This is a genomic window from Halopseudomonas oceani, from assembly GCF_963677335.1.
In the GTDB taxonomy this organism is placed as follows: domain Bacteria; phylum Pseudomonadota; class Gammaproteobacteria; order Pseudomonadales; family Pseudomonadaceae; genus Halopseudomonas; species Halopseudomonas oceani.
The window spans coordinates 1547503-1566311 of record NZ_OY781932.1; the positions used below are offsets into that span (position 1 = coordinate 1547503).

14 protein-coding genes and 1 tRNA gene are annotated in these 18809 nt (G+C 62.0%); 7 read left to right on the forward strand and 8 right to left on the reverse strand.

Annotated elements, in window-relative coordinates; genetic code table 11:
• Positions 1-1410, forward strand: coding sequence for a Y-family DNA polymerase (locus tag ACKPCU_RS07320; protein WP_321351029.1), 1410 nt, complete (start codon positions 1-3; stop codon positions 1408-1410).
• Positions 1386-4490: an error-prone DNA polymerase gene (locus ACKPCU_RS07325; protein WP_321351777.1), complete on the forward strand. Its 3105-nt coding sequence runs from the start codon at positions 1386-1388 to the stop codon at positions 4488-4490. The genes ACKPCU_RS07320 and ACKPCU_RS07325 overlap by 25 nt, the downstream gene beginning before the upstream one ends.
• Here ACKPCU_RS07325 and ACKPCU_RS07330 read toward each other — a convergent pair.
• From ACKPCU_RS07330 to ACKPCU_RS07360, 7 genes are all read right to left on the reverse strand, one after another.
• A complete protein-coding gene (locus ACKPCU_RS07330) occupies positions 4481-5536 on the reverse strand; it encodes an enoyl-CoA hydratase/isomerase family protein (protein ID WP_321351031.1) in 1056 nt (351 codons plus the stop codon). The two genes, ACKPCU_RS07325 and ACKPCU_RS07330, sit on opposite strands and share 10 nt — an antisense overlap.
• A gap of 12 nt (positions 5537-5548) precedes the next feature.
• Positions 5549-6775 (reverse strand): MFS transporter, encoded by a 1227-nt coding sequence (locus ACKPCU_RS07335; RefSeq protein ID WP_321351033.1) that lies wholly within the window; start codon positions 6773-6775, stop codon positions 5549-5551.
• A 159-nt stretch (positions 6776-6934) separates the two neighbouring features.
• A tRNA-Met gene (locus ACKPCU_RS07340) sits at positions 6935-7011 on the reverse strand.
• Between the two features lie 77 nt (positions 7012-7088).
• Positions 7089-7958 carry an MBL fold metallo-hydrolase gene (locus tag ACKPCU_RS07345; RefSeq protein WP_321351035.1) on the reverse strand — a complete coding sequence of 290 codons (870 nt, stop codon included), beginning with the start codon at positions 7956-7958 and terminating at the stop codon, positions 7089-7091.
• Between the two features lie 68 nt (positions 7959-8026).
• Positions 8027-9265, reverse strand: a complete 1239-nt coding sequence (locus ACKPCU_RS07350; protein WP_321351037.1) for an OprD family porin — start codon at positions 9263-9265, stop codon at positions 8027-8029.
• A 22-nt stretch (positions 9266-9287) separates the two neighbouring features.
• The gene (locus tag ACKPCU_RS07355; RefSeq protein ID WP_104736992.1) at positions 9288-10664 is read right to left on the reverse strand and encodes a solute carrier family 23 protein; all 1377 of its coding nucleotides are present in this window, start codon (positions 10662-10664) and stop codon (positions 9288-9290) included.
• Positions 10665-10825: 161 nt separating this feature from the next.
• The gene (locus tag ACKPCU_RS07360; RefSeq protein WP_321351039.1) at positions 10826-12445 is read right to left on the reverse strand and encodes an acyl-CoA synthetase; all 1620 of its coding nucleotides are present in this window, start codon (positions 12443-12445) and stop codon (positions 10826-10828) included.
• A 177-nt stretch (positions 12446-12622) separates the two neighbouring features.
• On the opposite strand from ACKPCU_RS07360, the gene ACKPCU_RS07365 reads away from it, so the two are divergent.
• The 4 genes from ACKPCU_RS07365 (at position 12623) to dinB (ending at position 17129) form a co-directional block, all read left to right on the forward strand.
• Positions 12623-14059 (forward strand): sensor histidine kinase, encoded by a 1437-nt coding sequence (locus ACKPCU_RS07365; RefSeq protein WP_104736994.1) that lies wholly within the window; start codon positions 12623-12625, stop codon positions 14057-14059.
• Between the two features lie 8 nt (positions 14060-14067).
• Entirely contained in the window at positions 14068-14718 is a 651-nt protein-coding gene (locus ACKPCU_RS07370; protein ID WP_104736995.1) for a response regulator transcription factor, read from the forward strand.
• A 133-nt stretch (positions 14719-14851) separates the two neighbouring features.
• On the forward strand, positions 14852-16033 hold the full coding sequence (locus ACKPCU_RS07375) for a GGDEF domain-containing protein (RefSeq protein ID WP_321351044.1): 1182 nt from the start codon (positions 14852-14854) through the stop codon (positions 16031-16033).
• A gap of 94 nt (positions 16034-16127) precedes the next feature.
• Positions 16128-17129, forward strand: coding sequence for a DNA polymerase IV (gene dinB, locus ACKPCU_RS07380; RefSeq protein WP_229744366.1), 1002 nt, complete (start codon positions 16128-16130; stop codon positions 17127-17129).
• A 263-nt stretch (positions 17130-17392) separates the two neighbouring features.
• Here the strand turns inward: dinB and ACKPCU_RS07385 are convergent, their stop codons facing one another.
• On the reverse strand, positions 17393-17830 hold the full coding sequence (locus tag ACKPCU_RS07385; protein ID WP_321351046.1) for a hypothetical protein: 438 nt from the start codon (positions 17828-17830) through the stop codon (positions 17393-17395).
• Positions 17831-17972: 142 nt separating this feature from the next.
• Here ACKPCU_RS07385 and ACKPCU_RS07390 point away from each other — a divergent pair, with 142 nt between their 5' ends.
• Positions 17973-18755 carry an SDR family oxidoreductase gene (locus ACKPCU_RS07390; RefSeq protein ID WP_096002939.1) on the forward strand — a complete coding sequence of 261 codons (783 nt, stop codon included), beginning with the start codon at positions 17973-17975 and terminating at the stop codon, positions 18753-18755.
• Positions 18756-18809: the final 54 nt, after the last annotated feature.

The following is an 18809-nucleotide window of genomic DNA, read 5'->3' on the forward strand; positions in this document are numbered from 1 at the left end:
ATGCGCTGGCTTTGCATTCTCTTTCCCCAGCTGGCTCTGGATGCGGTGCTGCGTAGCCGCGATGATCCAACTGTGCCCTTGGCGCTGCTCAGCGGCCCCCCACAACGGCGGGTGCTGCAAGCGGTCAATGGGGCGGCGCGTGCCGAGGGGTTGCGATCAGGGCAAAGTCTGACCCACGCGCGCATGTTGCTGGAGCGCTTTGACACGGTTGAGCATGACCCGGCGCAGACCGAGCACTGGCAGCAGTTTCTGGCCAGTTGGGCGTACGGCTTCAGTGGTCATGTGAGTCTGGATTTCCCCCATACCCTGTTGTTGGAGGTGGCGTCCAGTCTGCGTCTGTTCGGTCCATGGCCTGAACTTGAGCTGCGTCTGCGTGCTGAGCTCCAGGCGCTGGGCTTTCAGCATCGGCTGGTGCTGGCGCCCAATCCGCTGGCGGCGCGGGTGCTGACCAACGTGGCGGATGGGCTGGCGGTGGACGAGCAGGCGCTGCAGACCGAGCTGCTGCGTCTGCCGGTGGCGCGCAGCGGCCTGCCGGGCGAGCTGGTTGAGAGCCTGCAGCGCATGGGCCTGCGCCGACTGCAGCAGGTGCTGGAATTACCCCGTGACGGCCTAGCCAAACGCTTCCCGCCCCAGTTGCTGGCGCATCTTGATCAGTTGCAGGGGCATCATCCGCTGGCGCTGAGCTGCTATCAGCCGCCAGATCATTTTCGTCAGCGCATCGAATTCAACTTTGACGTCGAGTCGAACACCTCGCTGCTGTTCCCGCTGCGGCGCCTGATCAGTGATCTGGCGACCTTTCTGGCCGGGCGTGACTGTGGGGTGCAGCGCTTTGTACTGATTCTGGAGCACCGTCGCCAGCCTGCCTGCGAGGTGCCGGTCGGCTTGCTTGGGGCCGAGCGTGACTCCGAACGGCTGTTCGAGTTGGCGCGGGGACGGTTGGAGCGTATCGAGCTGGCCGCGCCGGTACAGGCGCTGACCCTGCTGGCCGAAGATCTGCCGCGCTTTGTACCCGCAGCAGCAGAGCTGTTCAGTAACCGGCCGCAGCAGTCGCAGAGCTGGTTGCAGGTTTGTGAGCGGCTGCGTTCACGTCTTGGCGATAAGTTGGTGCAGCCGCTGGCAGCGGTGGATGAACACCGGCCCGAGCACAGCTGGCTGGCTGTGGAGCGGGGCGACACCGCAGCGCGCCCGGCCGGGCCGCGGCCGGGATGGCTGCTGGCCGAGCCGGAGCTGCTCAATGACCTGTTCCCGCGGGTACTGGCCGGGCCGGAGCGAATCGAATCCGGCTGGTGGGACGGCGACGACGTTCGGCGTGATTACTACCTGATCGAAACCCGCGATGGGCGTCGGGCCTGGGCCTTTCATGCCGCCGGCCGCCCCGGCCCGTTCTGGGTACACGGGTGGTTTGCATGAGCGTGGGCTACGCGGAACTGCATTGCCTGTCGAACTTCAGCTTTCAGCGTGGGGCGTCCAGTGCGCAGGAGTTGTTCGCCCGCGCCCGCCAGCACAGCTATGACGCCCTGGCGATTACTGACGAAGGCAGCTTGGCGGGAATCGTCCGTGCTTGGCAGGCGGCGCAGGAAGTGGGGCTGAAACTGATTGTTGGCAGCGAGATTCAGCTGGAGAACGGCCCCAAACTGGTGTTGCTGGTCGAGAACCTGACCGGCTATCAAAGCCTGTGTCGGTTGCTGACCCTGGCTCGTCGCCGGGCTGGCAAGGGCGAGTATTGTCTGCGGCTTGAGGATCTGACCGATGGACTCGACGGTTTGCTGGGCCTATGGCTGCCGCGCCACGGTCAGGATGAAGAGCACGGCCGGCAACTGCAGCCGCTACTGCCGGGGCGTTTGTGGCTGGCAGTCGAGCTGCACCGCGGGCCGGACGATGCGCGCAAGCTCGATCAACTGCAGGGGCTGGCTGCGCGGCTCGGTCTGCCCTGTGTCGCCAGCGGTGACGTGCATATGCACGTACGCGGGCGACGAGCACTGCAGGACACTCTGACCGCGCTGCGTCACCACTGCACGGTGATGGAGGCGGGTAGTCGGCTGTTTGCTAACGGTGAGCGTCACCTGCGCAGCCTGTCGGCGCTGGCGGCGATCTACCCGTCAGCGCTGCTGGAGGAAAGCCGCCGTATCGCGGCCCGCTGCCGGTTCGACATGAGTGAGCTGCGCTATCAGTATCCGCGCGAGCTGGTACCGGAGGGGCACACCCCGTCCAGTTGGTTGCGCGAGCTGACCTGGCGCGGTGCGGCCTGGCGCTGGCCGAACGGGGTCAGCGACAAGGTGCGTACGCAGCTGGAGCACGAGCTGGCGCTGATCGCCGAGAAGGCCTACGACAGCTACTTCCTCACTGTGCAGGACATCGTCGCCTTTGCCCGTGAGCAGCACATTCTCTGTCAGGGGCGCGGGTCTGCTGCCAACTCGGCGGTATGTTTTGCGCTGGGGATCACCGAGCTGGACCCAGGCCGCAGCAACCTGCTGTTCGAGCGTTTTATCTCCCGTGAACGGGATGAGCCGCCGGATATCGACGTGGACTTTGAGCACGAGCGGCGCGAAGAGGTCATCCAGTACATCTTTCGCCGTTACGGTCGTGAGCGCGCCGCGCTGACCGCGGTGGTTACCCGTTACCTGTCGGCGGGCGCGGTACGCGATGTGGCACGGGCACTCGGGTTGCCGCAGGAGCAGATTGATCAGCTCGGGCGCTGTTGCAGTCGCTGGAGCAAGCAGCTGCCCAGTGCCGAGCGGCTGGCCGAGTCAGGGTTCGACGTAAACAATCCCTGGCTGCACCGGGTGCTGACGCTGGCGGGCGAGCTGATCGGTTTTCCCCGGCACCTGTCGCAGCATCCGGGCGGCTTTGTCATGTCGGATGCGCCGCTCGATACTCTGGTGCCGGTGGAGAACGCCAGCATGGCCGACCGCACGGTGATCCAGTGGGATAAGGACGATCTGGACGCGGTCGGCATGCTCAAGGTCGACGTGCTGGCGCTGGGGATGCTCAGCGCGCTGCGTCGCACCTTCGACCTGTTGCGGCGCCACCGTGGCCGTGATCTGACGCTGGCAACTATTCCGCAGGATGATTTGCCGACCTACGAGATGATCAGCCGTGCCGATACCGTCGGCGTGTTTCAGATCGAGTCGCGGGCGCAGATGGCGATGCTGCCGCGGCTGCGCCCGCGCTGTTTCTACGATCTGGTGATTCAGGTCTCGATCGTGCGGCCCGGCCCGATTCAGGGTGACATGGTGCACCCCTTTTTGCGCCGCCGAAACGGCGAGGAGGCGGTCGACTATCCCTCACCTGAGCTGCGCAAGGTGTTCGAGCGCACCCTGGGCGTGCCGTTGTTTCAGGAGCAGGTGATGGAGTTGGCGATTGTTGCTGCTGGCTACACACCGGGCGAGGCGGATGAACTGCGCCGCTCAATGGCTGCCTGGAAGCGCCACGGCGGGTTGGAGCACCACCGGCAACGGTTGACCGAGGGCATGCTGGCGCGCGGCTACAGCCAGGCCTTTTCCGAGCGCATCTTCGAGCAGATTAAGGGCTTTGGCAGCTACGGCTTTCCCGAGTCCCACGCCGCCAGTTTCGCGTTGCTGAGTTACGCCAGTAGCTGGCTGAAGTGTCATGAGCCGGCAGCCTTCACCTGTGCGTTGATCAACAGCTGGCCGATGGGGTTTTACAGTCCGGACCAGTTGCTGCAGGACGCCCGCCGCCACCAGATCGAAATCCGGCCGGTGGATGTGCGCTGCAGTGACTGGGACTGTTCGCTGGAAGCGGTCAAGCAGGAGGGGGTGCAACCGGCCATTCGCCTTGGCCTGCGGCAGGTGAAAGGCCTGAGTCGGGACGATGCCGAGCGGCTACTGCGGGCGCGCGCCCAGCAGGATTTTGCCGATGTCGCTGATCTGGCCCAGCGTGGCGGCTTGGGTAGCCGTGCCCGCGCCCAGCTGGCTGACGCCGGAGCGCTGCGCGGACTGGCGGGCAATCGTTTTCGGGCACGCTGGGCAGTGGCAGGCGTCGAGCCGCAGTTGCCGCTGCTTCAGGCGCAGCACGATCAGGCCGAGAGTCCGGCGCTGATTCCGCAGCCCTCGGTGGTGGAAGATATGGAAGCCGATTACGCGAGTCTCGGTACCAGCATGGGACCGCATCCGCTGGGACTGTTGCGTGATCAGCTGCGCGAGCTGGGTTGCCGCAGTTCTCGGGAGCTGTTGGCAATGTCGCCAGACCAGCCGGTACGGGTGGCCGGGCTGGTGGTCGGTCGCCAGCGTCCGCAGACGGCCACCGGGGTGACCTTTGTCACCCTGGAAGACGAGTCCGGCATGATCAACGTGATCGTCTGGAGCGATCTGGCCGAGCGGCAGCGCTCGGTACTGCGTGGCTCGCGCCTGCTGGAAGTGCGCGGGCAGTTTGAGGCGCGCGACGGGGTGCGTCATGTGATCGCCCGGCAGCTGCACGACCTGACCGGGCTATTACACAAGCTGGATGTCCGCAGCCGGGATTACCGCTGAAAGCCGTCGAAGAAGGCTTCGACCTCCGCCGGATCAAGCTGGTCGATATGCGGTGGTTGCCAGCGCGGCTGCTTGTCTTTGTCGACGATCAGCGCGCGCACCCCTTCCATGATGTTGCCCTTTTCGAACCACTGTCGACCGATGTGCAGTTCCATGGCAAAGCAGTCCGCCAGTGGCAGTGAGCGACCACGCAGCAACATAGCCTGGGTGACGGCCATCGCCAGCGGCGAGCGATTGTCGATGATCTGGACGGTGCGCTGGGCCCAGTCGCGGTACTCGGCCCGCTGTTCGGTGGCCAGTGACGCGCGGATGGCGGCGATGTCGGGCTGGGCAAAGTGCAGATCGATGGCCGGTTGCAGCGCCTCCAGCTCGGCGGCGGGCAGGGTGCAGTCGGCCAGTGCGGCGACCTGATCGCGCAGGCTGCCGTCAGCCGGGTTGAAGCTGTCGATCAGGCTGTTCAGCTCGCTCAGTCTGTCGCTGTTGAGGCACAGGTCGCCGAGACCGGCATACAGGGCGTCGCTGCTACCAACATGGTTGCCGGTGATACCCAGGTACATGCCGAGTTGACCCGGCAGGCGCGACAGGAAATAGCTGCCGCCGACATCAGGGAAGTAGCCAATGCCGGTTTCCGGCATGCCGAGCCGTGAGCGCTCGGTCAGCAGACGGATGCTCGCGCCCTGCGCCAGCCCCATGCCGCCACCCAGAACAAAGCCATCCATCAGCGCCAGAATCGGTTTGTGGTAGGCGTGGATGTAAGCGTCCAGATCATATTCTTCGCTGAAGAAGGTTTCCGGCTCGTGGCTGCGGCCGGCCAGATAGCTGTCGTACATGTGACGAATGTCGCCGCCGGCACAGAAGGCGCGCTCACCTGCGCCGCGCAGAACCACGGCTGCAATCTGGGGATCATTCGCCCAGCGTTCCAGTTGTTGGTGCAGCTGGCGCACCATTTCCAGCGTCAGTGCATTCAGTCCGGTTGGGCGATTCAGGGTCAGATGGCCAATGTGGCCTCGGCGTTCAGCCAGCACCGGTTGGGTTGAATCAGACATGCAGGATCTCCATCAGGTCGTTGCCCGGGTAGCGGAAATGTGGTCGGGATGCCGTTGTTCGCGCACCAGCAACGCCAGCAGTGCGCTGGCCAGCAGGCAGAGCGGAATGGTGCTGGCTGCAATGGCAAAGCTGCCGTGCTCCAGATCTACCAGATAGCCCAGCAGTGGCTGGAATATCAGCGCGCTGCCGATGCCGACCATGTTGACGAATGCAATAACGGAGCCTGACACCTCGGTGGGTTCGCCTTCTTTGGCCATGGCGAAGGTAAGCATCTGGCCGCCGCCGAACAGTCCGCCCATGAACAGCAGTGCAGCGCTCTGCAGTACGCTGGTGGTGGGGCCGTAAATGGCGAGGCTGTAGGTCAGTGCGGCCAGCAGGGCGGTAACGACTACCAGCCATTTGCGGTGGCCGAGCCAGTCGGAGACGATGCCGGACAAAACGCTGCCGGCGGCCATGCCCCAATAGATCATAGAGACCGCAGTCTCAGCCTGGACCGGAGACAGGGTGTGATCCTTGATCATTTCCTGCTGCCCCCAGAGCCCGGCGAATACGTTGACCGGCATGTAAAACAGGGAGCCGACCACGGCTATAAGCCAGATTCGACGGCTGCTGAAAACGGTACGCAGCGGAGCGAGCAGGTGGCTGTTGCGGCTTTCATTGGTGCGCACACCGTGCAAAAACAGGAACGCCAACACAAACAGTCCGGCACCCGCTGCACCGGTCAGCAGAAATACCGGACGCCAGCCGTTGACTTCGATCAGGCCGGATAGCGCCACCGCACCAACTGCGGCACCCAGCATGCCCATGGCATTGACTATGCCGGAGAGCACGGCGAAGCGCTCCGGTGCGAACTGGTGGTTGACGACGTAAAGTGCGCCGACGAAGGCGAAGGAGGCACCAAAGCCGGTCAGCAAGCGGCCGACTGCCGTCAGCGCGAGCTGATCGCTTGCGGCGAACAGTGCGGCACCCAATGCGCATAACAGTACTGCAGGTACGAGGGTGCGACGCACGCCGAAGCGATCCAGAGCGAGTCCGACAACCAGCTGCATGGGGGCATAGACCCAGAAAAACAGGCTGGCGAGTACGCCGAACTCGGTGTTGCTGAGGCCTAGAAAGTGGGCGATATCGGATGCCGCCAGGCTAGGCTCGATGCGAACGACGAACTCAAAGAGAAAGAACAGACAAACGCAGGTGAAGGCGAGCCAGCGCAGTGAGGGTTTTTTAATAGTACTGTGCATGTTGTTTCTCTTGCAGGAGAGACCGGCGTTGTCCGGTACGGCAATGTTCAGTGCCGCAGTATAGGGGAGTGGGTAAGGGAGAAAAATGCGCGCGAGGCCATGAATGTCAGGCAATAAAAAAACCGCTGATTGGCGTTAACCAATCAGCGGTTTTGAACCTGGTTGCGGGGGCAGGATTTGAACCTACGACCTTCGGGTTATGAGCCCGACGAGCTACCAGACTGCTCCACCCCGCGTCAGAGGTCGCCATTCTACTGTTTTAGGAATGGCTGTCAAGCGATTGAACGAAAAAGATTTTTTTATTTTGCCTGGGTCAGCGTGCAAGGCCGGTTATGCGCGCCTGTGGTGAGCTGACGCTGTAGCGTCCGCTGTTGGCGTCGCGGCTCACGCAGGCCATCGCAACGTCCCGGTCATGGGTGAAAACCAGTCGCCCATTAACGGCGATCAGGCTGTCGAGCAGCGCTTCCTTTTCTTCGATCAGGGTTTCCGGAAAGCGGTCGTAGCCCATGGTGATCGGCAGGTGCACCCAGGGCGCGCCGGGAATCAGATCGCCCGGGAACACGACAGGGCCGTCGGGCATGTCGATGATCGGGATCATCAGGCCGGGGGTGTGGCCATCGCTAAAGCGCAGGCGCCAGTCCGGGCCGAGGGTTTTCGACTGCTTGCCATCTTCAACCAGCTCCAGTCGGCCGCTGTCTTCCAGCAGGGTCAACAGCTCCGGAATGAACGAGGCCTGATCGCGCGGGTGCGGCCGACGTGCCCGCTGCCAGTGGCGCAGACCAGTGACGAAGGTGGCATTGGGGAACAGCAACCGCGCCGGCTGGTCTTCCTGCCAGGCGCTGAGCAGCCCGCCGGCGTGATCGAAGTGCAGATGGGTCAGGACCACCACGTCGATATCGGCGTCGGTCAGGCCAACGTCGGCCAGACTGTCGAGCAGGACGTGACGGTCTTCGACAACGCCGTAGCGGGATTTCAGATTCGGTGGGAAGAAGGCGCCGATGCCGGTTTCGACCAGAATGTTGCGGTCCTCTTCCTGCACCAGCATGGCCCGGCAGCTCAGCGCGATTCGATTCTGTTCATCAGTTTCGACCCAGCGGGACCAGAGTGCCTTGGGTGCGTTGCCGAACATGGCGCCGCCATCCAAGCGTTGGCTGTTGCCTTCCAGTGTCGTGATTGTGCGCATGGCTGATCAATCCTGTGTTGGGTGTTTGTGCAAAAAAGCGGCGCAGTGGCCGCCTTTTTTGAAAACAATCAAAGGCTGAAGGTGTAGCCGATGATCACGCGGTTCTCGTCAATGTCGCTGCCGAAGGTGCTGCGATAGGTCGCGTTGCGCCAGTGTAGCGAGAGGTTTTGTAGTGGACCGCTCTGCACGGTATACATCACATCGCTGTTGCGTTCCCACTCGCGGCCGCGATTATTCGCGACTTCGATATTGCTACCGTGGGTATAGCGATTCATCACTTTCAGCCCGGGCAGGCCCAGGTCGGCGAAGCTGTAGTCGTGCCGCAGTTGCCAGCTGCGCTCATCCCGGTTGGCGAAGTCGTTAATTTGTACCAGATGGGTGAGAAAGGGGTCGGTGCCGTTCAGGTAGGCAAAGCCGGTGTCGCCTTCCATTTGCTGATAGCTGCCGGTGAATTTATGCATGCCCGCCTGCCACGATAGGGTGGCGCTACTCATGCGGTTGTCGATGTTACTGCGGCCGGCGTCGCTGCTGTCAGCATGACGCAGGTTCAGCGCCAGTGTGCCGTTGCCCAGCGGCTGGCTGTGGTTGAGCACCAGATAGTGCTGACGGTAGATCGACTGCAGCTCGCCGTAGTGGTAGCTGAGTTTGGTTGCGTCGCTTATATCCCAGGTGGCACCGGCAAAGTCGAAGGCGTCGCTGTCGGGTTTGCCGCTCACGACTACGTTGCGCGCACCGCCCTGTACCGGGCGCATGCGCTGGTAGTCGGAGGAGTCACGCAGGTTGATGGCGTCGAAGCGGCCCAGTTCCAGCTGCAGACTGTCGCTGCCCTGCGCTTGCAACCAGCCGCCGCGGAAACTTTGTGGCAGCAGGCGGCTGTCGTTGTGCATGGCGACCGGCAGCGATGGGATCAGGGTGCCAACACGCAGCAGGTGCTGATCAAACTTGAGTTTGACGGTCAGGCCCAGCTCGCTGTATTCCTCCATCGCGCGGTTTTCGCTGGTGTCGCGCTTGAGAATGCCGGTGCCGGTGCGGTCGGGGCTGGAATCCAGTTTGACGCCCAGCAGGCCGATGGCGTCCAGACCAAAGCCCAGACGGCCTTCGGTGTAGCCGGACTGCCAGTAGGCGCGCACGCCCTGGGCCCATTCATCGGCCTTGCTCTGGGCCGCATTGCTTTGGCGGAAGTCGCGGTTGAAGTAGAAGTTGCGCAGCTCGATTCGTGTCTGGGCATCGTCGACAAAGGCAGCGTTGACCGGAGTCGCAAGTGCGGCAGAAAGGGCAGTCAGCAGGAAGACAGGGATCTTTTTCATTGCAGTCTCTTGTTTTTATCGATTATTCAGCGGTTTCAATATCAGTTTTCTGATCCGGGTGGGCGCTGCGAAAGCTCAGCAGGCTGGTGCGCTCAATCAGCAGATATAACACCGCGCCGGTGGCCAGGCCCCAGCCTGCGCCGTAGACGGCCAGTACCACGCCCATGGTGCCGGCGACGCCGCGCTCGGCGTTGTTGCTCAGTTGCTCGAAACCCACCATCAGGCAGATGTAGCCGGTTAGTACCAGCGTCAGCGACAGCGCAATCGGCAGCACCGGCTGGAAGAAACTCACCAGTGGCAGCATGAACAGAGCGATGAAACCGGTGATCCAGAAGGTGCCGGCGCCGCTGTAGATCGAGTCCATTGCCTTGCGGCCATACTTGTAGCGCTCGGCCATGGTGGCGGCTACTGCCGTCCAGATCGGGCCAGCCAGACCGGGGTAGGGCGCAAAGAGAGCATGCAGGGCGTTGCGGATAGCGGTGACCAGATGTACTCGGTCAATGTTGTTTTCGATGACCTCGTCCGGGCGCAGCTCATCGGCGCGTTGCATCAGCGACTGGCCGACGATGATGTCGCCGAAGGCAATGATGTAGGCAATCACGGCGGTGGGCACAGCGAGCATGAAGACCTTGGCCTCGGGAATGCCGACCGTAAACGGCAGGTAGTTCCACATCTCACCGAAGGCCGGTGCGGTGATGCCCCAGCGTACGTCCGGCATTTTGTATTCGCCGACGCCAATGCCGACTACGATGGCAATCAGCATGCCCGGCACCATGCCGTAGTTAACGATCTTGCGCATCAGCGGCAGGCGGTCGGTCAGACCCTTGAACGACGCGGAGAACATCAGATACAGGCAGATCAGGGTGCCCAGGGTCAGCGAGATCGGGGTGTTGGCCAGGCGACCGCCTGCTGAGATTTCACCCATGAGTGCTGCGATGCCGGCGCCGATGATGATGCCGCCTTTCATCGAGTTGGGCACGATGCGCACCATGGCGCTGCCCAGACGGGTAATGCCGAGTACGAAGAAGATCAGGCAGACCAGCAGCTGCAGGGCAAACAGCGCCTGAATGGCCTGCGGGCCCGGCTCGAAGTCGCCGAGAAACAGCAGTACGACCGGGATGGCCGGGGTAATCCAGCCCGGCACCATGGGCACGCCGAGCAGGGCGGGCAGCATGAAACCGACGCCACAGACCACCACGTAGGCCAGGGCCACGTCGTAGGGCAGACCGAGGTATTTTTCCAGCAGCGGGATCATGCCGAGGCTGACCACAAACATGATCAGCGCCTGCAGCATCTCGGCAGTTTCCCACCGGTAGTGCACGAACGGCAGTCGAATCTTGAACGGGCCGCAGGCCCAGAAAGGTTGTTCCGCGCCATCGGCGCGCTTGAAGATTTGCATGAGTAGCTCCGCCAGCCGGGTAAAACCGGGCTGCTTGTTGTTTTTGTGAAACGGCTTTTTTATGGGTGGGCGTTACCGTGCGCTCACCAACCACCACCGCGCCGGTGAGGCACGGTGGTGGTGGTGGTGATCAATCGGCTGTCCCTGGTTTGTGTTGGAGATCAGAGCGCCTTGGCCCAGTCACGCAACACGAACTTCTGGATCTTGCCAGTCGAGGTTTTCGGCAGCTCGGTGAAAATCACCGTCTTGGGAACCTTGAATCCGGCAAGGTGCTGGCGGCAGAAAGCAATGATGTCTTCATGGCTGACATCGTGCTCGCGGCGCCGGGTGATGAAGGCGCAGGGCGTCTCACCCCACTTCTCATCCGGGCGGGCGACGACTGCCGCTTCCATGACCGCCGGGTGCTTGTAGAGCGTATCTTCGACTTCGATGGTAGAGATGTTCTCGCCACCGGAGATGATGATGTCTTTCAGGCGGTCCTTGATTTGCACGTAGCCATTGGGGTGGCAGACGGCGAGGTCGCCGGTGTGGAACCAGCCACCGGCAAAGGCCTCGGCAGTCGCTTCCGGATTCTTCAGGTAGCCCTTCATGACGGTGTTGCCGCGCATGAAAATCTCGCCGATGGTTTTGCCGTCCTTGGGGACCGGCTTGAGGGTATCTGGGTTGGCTACCATGACGCCTTCGAGCGTGGTGTAGCGCACGCCCTGGTGGGACTTCAGCTCGGCACGCTCTTCCAGCGTCAGGTCGTCCCACTCGCTGTGCCAGGCACAGACCGTCACCGGGCCATAGACCTCTGTTAGGCCGTAGGTGTGGGTGATCTGGATGCCCATGTTTTCGACCGCGCCGATGACCTTGGCCGGCGGCGCTGCACCGGCGACCATGGCCTTGACCGGGTGATCGATAGCGGCCTTGGCCGAATCCGGCATGCTGGCCAGGGCGTTCAGCACAATGGGGGCGCCGCACAGGTGGGTGACGCGGTGTTCGTGGATCAGGTGCAGGATCTTCTGCGGGTCGACCCGGCGCAGAAAGACGTGTACGCCGGCCATCGCCGTAATGGTCCAGGGGTAGCACCAGCCATTGCAGTGGAACATCGGCAGGGTCCACAGGTAGACCGGATGCATGCCGATACCCCAGGTCATCTGATTGCCAATGGCGTTCAGGTAAGCGCCACGGTGGTGGTAGACCACGCCCTTAGGGTTGCCGGTGGTGCCGGAGGTGTAATTCAGGGTAATGGCCTGCCACTCGTCTTCGGGCCAGTGCCAGTCGAATTCGGGGTCACCTTCGGCGAGGAAGGCTTCGTAGTCCAGATCGCTCAGGGCTTCGCCTTCGCCGTACTCGGGATCGTCGACATCGATGACCAGAATAGGGCGTTTGATCAATTCCAGCGCCTGACGGATGACCTCGTGAAACTCACGGTCGGTGATCAGCACGCGGGCTTCACCGTGGTCGAGCATAAAGGCGATGGCTTCGGCGTCCAGACGCACGTTCAGGGTGTTGAGCACGGCGCCGATCATGGGTACACCAAAGTGGCATTCCAGCATGGCGGGAATATTCGGCAACATGGCGGCAACGGTATCGCCCTGACGAATACCCCGACCGTATAGCGCAGAAGCCAGGCGGCGGCAGCGCTGGTAGGTCTCCTGCCAGTTGCGGCGCTGGCTGCCGTGGATAACGGCGGGGTAGTTCGGATAGACCGCAGCGGTGCGCTCAATGAACGACAGCGGGGAGAGGGCCATATGGTTGACGGCAGCGGGAGCCAGACCTTCCTGATAGATCGTCATGACGAAAACCTTCTTGTAGTTATCGATGGCGCCGCTGGCAAAGCAAACGCCCTGGAATATTCATCTGGCCGGTACGGGTGAGACCGGCGTATTCTCGCGAGGGTGATTTATATAATTTTTTTCATAATTATGGAATATGCACCAAGGTATTATGGTGTTTTTACTATATGGTGAGCCATGAGCGATTCACTGCCGACATTGCACGGCCTGCTGCAGTCTGACCCGCTGCCAATGATGCTGGTCAGCGCAACTGGCGAGCCGATGTTTCGCAACACCGCCTTACAGCAATTGCAGACTGACAACGCCGACCTAGCCGCCTGGCTGCCGCATAATCATGCCGAGCTGGTGGCCGCTGCCGCTCAGCAGCAGCGGGCGATTGAAGACGTGCATACCCGCTGTGGCAGTCGCCATCTGCTCTGGAGCTATATCCCGCTGGTGGAGACAGCGCAGGTCTGGGTGCGCGGTCGTGATGCTACCCGTTGGCTGCAGCATCAGCAGGAGGCGACGGTTGCCCGCCGGCTGTATCACCTGATCATCGAGAACACTACCGACCTGATTTCGCGCCACCGCCCCGATGGTCGCTTTATTGATGCGTCTCCTGCGTCCTGGAACCTGTTGGGCGTGTGGCCCGAGCAATTGCGCGGCGAGCGCCTCGATAGCCTGTTTCATCCGCAGGAACGTGATGCCTTGCTGACCCGATTTCGCAGTTCGCTGGAGCAGGACGGCTACCTGACCTACAGCTACCGCATTCGCCACGCCAGCGGCGAGTACCGCTGGTTTGAGACTGCCAGCCGGGCGATCCGCGAGACCTACACCGGGGAGGTTGTGGAAGTGATCAGCGTTTCCCGTGATATCACCGAGCGGCTGCAAAGCGAGGAGCACAACCGCCGGTTGCAGGACGAACTGGCCCACGCAGCACGGCTGGCAACTCTGGGGGAGCTGGCATCCGGTATTGCCCATGAATTGAATCAGCCGCTCGCCGCAATCCTTAACTATGCCGGAGCCAGCCAGCGCTATCTGGCGCAGATGGGGAGTACCGAGCCTGAGGCCGAGCGGGTCGGACACGGACTGGCGCGAATCAGTGAGCAGGCTGAGCACGCCGCCTCGGTGATTCGCCGTTTGCGTGGTTTTTTACGCAAGGGTACGCGGCGGCTGCAGCAAGTGGATGCCGCCATTCTGGCGCATGAGGCGGTTGGGCTGTGCGCCTGGGAGGCGTCGCAACATCAGGTGCAGATCATTCAGCAGGCCGAGGCCGGCTTGCCCAAGCTGCAGGTTGACCCGATTTTGCTGCAGCAGGTGCTGTTGAACCTGCTGCGTAACGCAATCGACGCCAACCGTGAACAGCATCCCGAGCAGAGCTCACAGGTGCAGCTGCATATCCAGCTGGTTGACGAGATGGTCTGTATTGACGTGATTGATCAGGGTGCGGGGGTGAGTGCCGAGGCGCGTGAGCAGCTGTTTGTACCTTTCTACACCAGCAAGGCCGATGGTCTGGGCTTGGGGCTGTCGATGAGTCAGGGTATCGTAGAGGGCTTTGGCGGCAGCCTCAATGCGCTGCCCGCTGATACCGGTGGCCTGTGCCTGCGTTGCCTGCTGCCGGCCGTTTCCAACTAGGGGCTGCAATGCCGGAACACCTACAACAACTGGTTTATGTGGTAGACGACGATCAGGGCATGCTGGACTCGACCGTCTGGCTGTTCGAATCGATGGGCCTTAAGGCGCTGCCATTTACTAACGGTCAGGCTTTTCTTGATGCCTGCGACCCCACCGCTGCGGCCTGCGTTCTGCTTGATGTGCGCATGCCCGGAATGGGTGGGCTGGCCGTGCAGGATGCCATGCGCGAGCGTGATATTGGTCTGCCGGTGATTTTTGTCAGCGCCCATGCTGACGTGCCCATCGTGGTGCGTGCGTTCCGTGGCGGAGCCGTCGACTTCATCGAAAAACCCTATAACGAGCAGTTGCTGCTGGACAGCGTGCAACGTGCGCTGAGTCAGCGTCCCGCGCAGGTTGCACCGCAGGGGCAGGAGGTCCAGCAGCGGCTGGAGCGGCTGACGCCGCGTGAGCAGGATATCGTGCTACCGTTGGTTCAGGGCTACAGTAATCGGGAGATTGCCGAGCAGTTGGGCGTCAGTGTTAAGACAATTGATCTGTACCGCTCGCGGGTGATGAAGCGGATGCAGGCCGATAGCCTGCCTGCGCTGGTTGGCATGCTGGTTGGGGTGGGTGTGGTCGATCCGTTCACGCTGCAACCGCTGCGGTCCTTGCAGGACTGAGTTCAAACAAGGATGTGGAGTTGGGTCACAGGAGGTGACAGATAAAATAATGGCGTCATAATGACATCACTTCTTGAGATGAGCCGTCCGCTCCCGGTAGGCGGCGTGCACAATAATAAAAAGGATCTCACGGGTGCATACAGCTACGACCGATTACAGGCTCAGCGGCTGGCGCGGCGAGTTTGTTCATCCCTCCATCGAGCAGGCATTTCGTCGCCATAGCGAAGCTGATGCTGCACGTTCGCTGCGCCGGGCGCTGCTGGTCTGGGCGTCCCTTTTGTTGCTGTTCGGCCTGATGGATTACTCCGCGCTAGGCGGTGGGTACGACTTCTTCCTGCTGTTCGGCTGGCGCCTGGCAACCGCGGCGGTGCTGCTGTTGCTTTACTGGCAATTGCGCAGCAAGCCATCGCTGGTCAGCGATGGCTATGCCGTCACCGCCGCCGAGGTGTTCGGCAGTGTGCTGTTCTTCATGCTCTACTTCCTGCGTCACGATATGGTCAGCTGGGTGATCGCGGTAGTTGCGATTTCATTGCTGGCGCTGTTCATGTTCATCCCCAACCGTGTGTATCTGTCGCTGCTGGCGGCCGCCTTCCTCAGCATCGGTATGATGGCCTGTGTTGCCGCACGCGGTATGGGCGCCGACAAGGTGATTGGTCTGGGGTTCATTCTGGCGCTGCCGACCGCCGTGGGCTTTTTTACGGCCTTGCGCTGGCAGCTCGCCCAGCGGCAGCAGTATGCCCTGTTGATGCAGGTGATCAGCAGCAACCGGGATCTGCAGGACGAAATCAAACGGCGCGAGGCGCTGGAAGCAGAACTGAAGCGGCAGGCCACCACCGACCCGCTGACCGGTCTGTTTAATCGGCGTCAGTACGAAATGCTATTCCAGCGCGAACGGGAACGCTGCAGCCGACTGCAGCAGGAAATCTCTCTCTGCGTGATGGACCTGGACCACTTCAAGCGGATCAACGATCAGTATGGGCATGATGTCGGCGATACGGTACTCAAGCATGTCGCCCAGCACCTCTCATGCGCTTTGCGTCACTCTGATGTGGTGGGTCGTTTTGGCGGTGAGGAGTTTATTTTGATCCTGCCCGATACGGGCCTGGAGCAGGCTGTCGCGGTGCTTAACCGGCTGCGCGAGGCGCTGGCGGAGACGCCGGTGCCGGTGCAAGGGGAGCTGCTGCCGGTCAGCGCCACGTTCGGTGTGACCACCGTTCAGCCGGATGATTTCGACCTTGAGGTAATCATACGCCGGGCGGATCAGGCGTTGTATGAAGGCAAAGGTGCCGGGCGCAATCGGGTAATGACCGCCTGATCGGTTACACTGCCTGCCTGTCTACCCGCTGTGTCGGTGGTCCGTGCGCAAGATTCTCCATATCGACTGTGATTGCTTCTACGCCGCGATAGAAATGCGCGACGACCCGCGCCTGCGCGGCCGGCCGCTGGCGGTCGGCGGCGATCCGGGCAAGCGCGGCGTCATCGCCACCTGCAACTACGAGGCGCGTGCCTACGGGGTGCGGTCGGCGATGGCCTCGGCCTACGCCAAGAAGCTGTGTCCGGAGTTGTTGATCGTGCCGGGCCGGATGTCCGTCTACCGTGAGGTCTCCCAGGCCATTCAGGCCATCTTCGCCGATTACACACCGCTGATTCAGCCGCTGTCGCTCGATGAGGCCTATCTGGATGTCACCGACAGTCCAGCCTGCCGCGGTAGCGCAACGCTGATGGCCAAGGAGATTCGCCAGCGGGTGCGCGATACCCAGGGCATCACGGTGTCGGCCGGGGTTGCGCCGAACAAGTTTCTCGCCAAGATTGCCAGTGACTGGAACAAGCCGGATGGCCTGAAGGTGATTCTGCCCGATCAGGTGGAAGATTTTTTGCGTGACCTGCCGGTGTCGCGGCTGCATGGTGTTGGGCGCAAGACAGCAGAGCGGCTGCAGCGTCTGGGCGTTGATGTGTGCAGCGAGCTGTTGCCGTGGCGCAAGCAGGATCTGGCTCGGGAGTTCGGCAGTTTCGGTGAGCGCTTGTGGGAGTTGGCGCGGGGAATCGACGAGCGTCCGGTGGTGGTCGAAAGCCGCCGTCAGTCGGTCAGCGTCGAGAACACCTACGAGCATGATCTGCCCGATCTGGACGCCTGCCTAGCGGCGTTGCCGCCGCTACTGGACAAGCTGGCCGAGCGTATTGGCAGGTTGGAAGGCAGTTACCGGGTCAGCAAGCCGTTTATCAAACTCAAGTTTCACGACTTCACCCAGACCACGCTGGAGCAGGCCGGTGCGCCAATTACCCCGGCTGGCTACGCCGAGCTGTGCGCTCAGGCGTTTGCCCGTGGCAATTGTGCGGTGCGACTGATTGGCGTGGGCGTGCGGCTGGACAGCAGTCACAGCCAACTGGGCGAGCAGCTCAGGCTGTTCTAGGGTCTGTTGCCGTTTCGTTCACCGGCCTGTTGCAGCCTGTAAAGCCGCCAATCAAGGAGCGAGAAGCGTAGCGTGGTCATTCCACGTAAGCGACGAGCGACGCCGAGTGGCGGCTTTACAGGCGCAACCCGTAGGGCCGGGGCCATTTTTCGGCCATGCTGCGTTGTCGGTCGCTCATGTGGACTAACCACACTGCACTCCCTCCGCCTTGCGTGGCCGAAAAATGGCCTCCGGCAGGCGGGTGAACGAAACGGCAACAGACCCTATCCCGCCGCTCTGGCGCACTTGGGGCACAAGTGGTTGTCGCCGCGTGGCTGCCAGCCCAGCTCACTGATACGTGTGACCGCCTTGGCGGTGCGGGCGTTCAGGTCATCCCGGTCGGCGACAAGAAACTCGAATGGCTGCTCGCGGCTACACTCGTCACAGGTAATCGACCAGCCCAGCACGCTCTGACCGCGCAGGTCTGGTCCGCGGGCTGAAGCAGTCCACTGGCCCGGCGGGTTGATCAGGTAGCGAATCTTATCGACCACCAGGCGCATGGGTAGATCGCGACTACCCTTGATCGTACAGATCAGCTGGTCGCCGGGCTGCACGCCGCCGCCCTGACCGGTGACCTGAAACAGCCCGGCACCCAGGGTGCGACATTCGATCAGGGTGTGTGACGGGCTCAGTGCCGTGCGGCGAAAGTCGTGTTCTGCCATGGTAGGGGCTCGCTGGTCGGTGGGGCGCGCATGATAACACCGGAGTGTAGCGGCATATCACCCGCATCACTGATGGTCGGTCCGGGACGGGTCAGTGATTATCATGGCGCGGTCTTTTACGTATTCACAACGAGGAGTTCACATGAGCGTCAAGCAAATGTTCGATCTGAGCGGCAAGGTCGCCCTGATCACCGGCGGTACCAAAGGTCTGGGTCTGCAAATGGCAGAAGCCTTCGGCGAACTGGGTGCCAAGGTGTTCATCAGCGCCCGTAATGCTGCCGAGATCGAAGCGGTCGTCGCTGAACTGAAGAGCCAGGGCGTAGAAGCCGCCGGTATCGCCTGTGATCTGGGCAAGCTGGACAGCAACCCGGTAAAAACGCTGGTCGACGCCTGTGAAGCAGCCTTCGGCACCGTTGACGTGCTGGTCAACAATGCGGGCACCACCTGGGGTCAGCCGGCAGAAGAGCACAGCTACGAAGGCTGGCAGAAAGTCATGACCCTGAACGTGGACGTCTGCTTCCTGGTTGCACAGGAAGTGGCGCGCCGTTTCATGATCCCGCGCAAGTCCGGCAAGATCATCAACATCGCCTCCATCGCCGGCTTCAAGGGCAATCGTGCCAACTCCGGCGTATTCACGTCTGCCTACAACACCTCCAAGGCAGCTGCGATCAACCTGACTCGCGCACTGGCTGGCGAGTGGGGACGTTACAACATCAACGTCAACGCGATCTGCCCGGGCTACTTCCCAACCAAGCTGGCAAAAGGTCTGGACAAGGTCAGCGAGATGATCAAGGAAGGCACGCCGCTGGGCCGTATCGGTGGTGATGAGGACATCAAGGGCGCTGCGGTGTTCTTTGCGACTGAAATGTCTCGTCACGTAACGGGTCAGGCCATGGCCGTCGACGGCGGCAACTCCGTAGTCTGATGCATGAGGGCGGTCGCGCCATGCACGCGACCGCCCATCAGCCCCTCTCTGGCA

Excerpts from the sequence above, each read along its gene's own strand:
- ACKPCU_RS07365 (WP_104736994.1), top strand. The coding sequence starts at position 12,623 with ATGAGCGATTCACTGCCGACATTGCACGGCCTGCTGCAGTCTGACCCG.
- ACKPCU_RS07335 (WP_321351033.1), bottom strand. The coding sequence starts at position 6,775 with ATGCACAGTACTATTAAAAAACCCTCACTGCGCTGGCTCGCCTTCACC.
- dinB (WP_229744366.1), top strand. The coding sequence starts at position 16,128 with ATGCGCGACGACCCGCGCCTGCGCGGCCGGCCGCTGGCGGTCGGCGGC.
- ACKPCU_RS07360 (WP_321351039.1), bottom strand. The coding sequence starts at position 12,445 with ATGACGATCTATCAGGAAGGTCTGGCTCCCGCTGCCGTCAACCATATG.
- ACKPCU_RS07370 (WP_104736995.1), top strand. The coding sequence starts at position 14,068 with ATGCCGGAACACCTACAACAACTGGTTTATGTGGTAGACGACGATCAG.
- ACKPCU_RS07355 (WP_104736992.1), bottom strand. The coding sequence starts at position 10,664 with ATGCAAATCTTCAAGCGCGCCGATGGCGCGGAACAACCTTTCTGGGCC.
- ACKPCU_RS07390 (WP_096002939.1), top strand. The coding sequence starts at position 17,973 with ATGAGCGTCAAGCAAATGTTCGATCTGAGCGGCAAGGTCGCCCTGATC.
- ACKPCU_RS07350 (WP_321351037.1), bottom strand. The coding sequence starts at position 9,265 with ATGAAAAAGATCCCTGTCTTCCTGCTGACTGCCCTTTCTGCCGCACTT.
- ACKPCU_RS07320 (WP_321351029.1), top strand. The coding sequence starts at position 1 with ATGCGCTGGCTTTGCATTCTCTTTCCCCAGCTGGCTCTGGATGCGGTG.
- ACKPCU_RS07330 (WP_321351031.1), bottom strand. The coding sequence starts at position 5,536 with ATGTCTGATTCAACCCAACCGGTGCTGGCTGAACGCCGAGGCCACATT.
- ACKPCU_RS07345 (WP_321351035.1), bottom strand. The coding sequence starts at position 7,958 with ATGCGCACAATCACGACACTGGAAGGCAACAGCCAACGCTTGGATGGC.
- ACKPCU_RS07385 (WP_321351046.1), bottom strand. The coding sequence starts at position 17,830 with ATGGCAGAACACGACTTTCGCCGCACGGCACTGAGCCCGTCACACACC.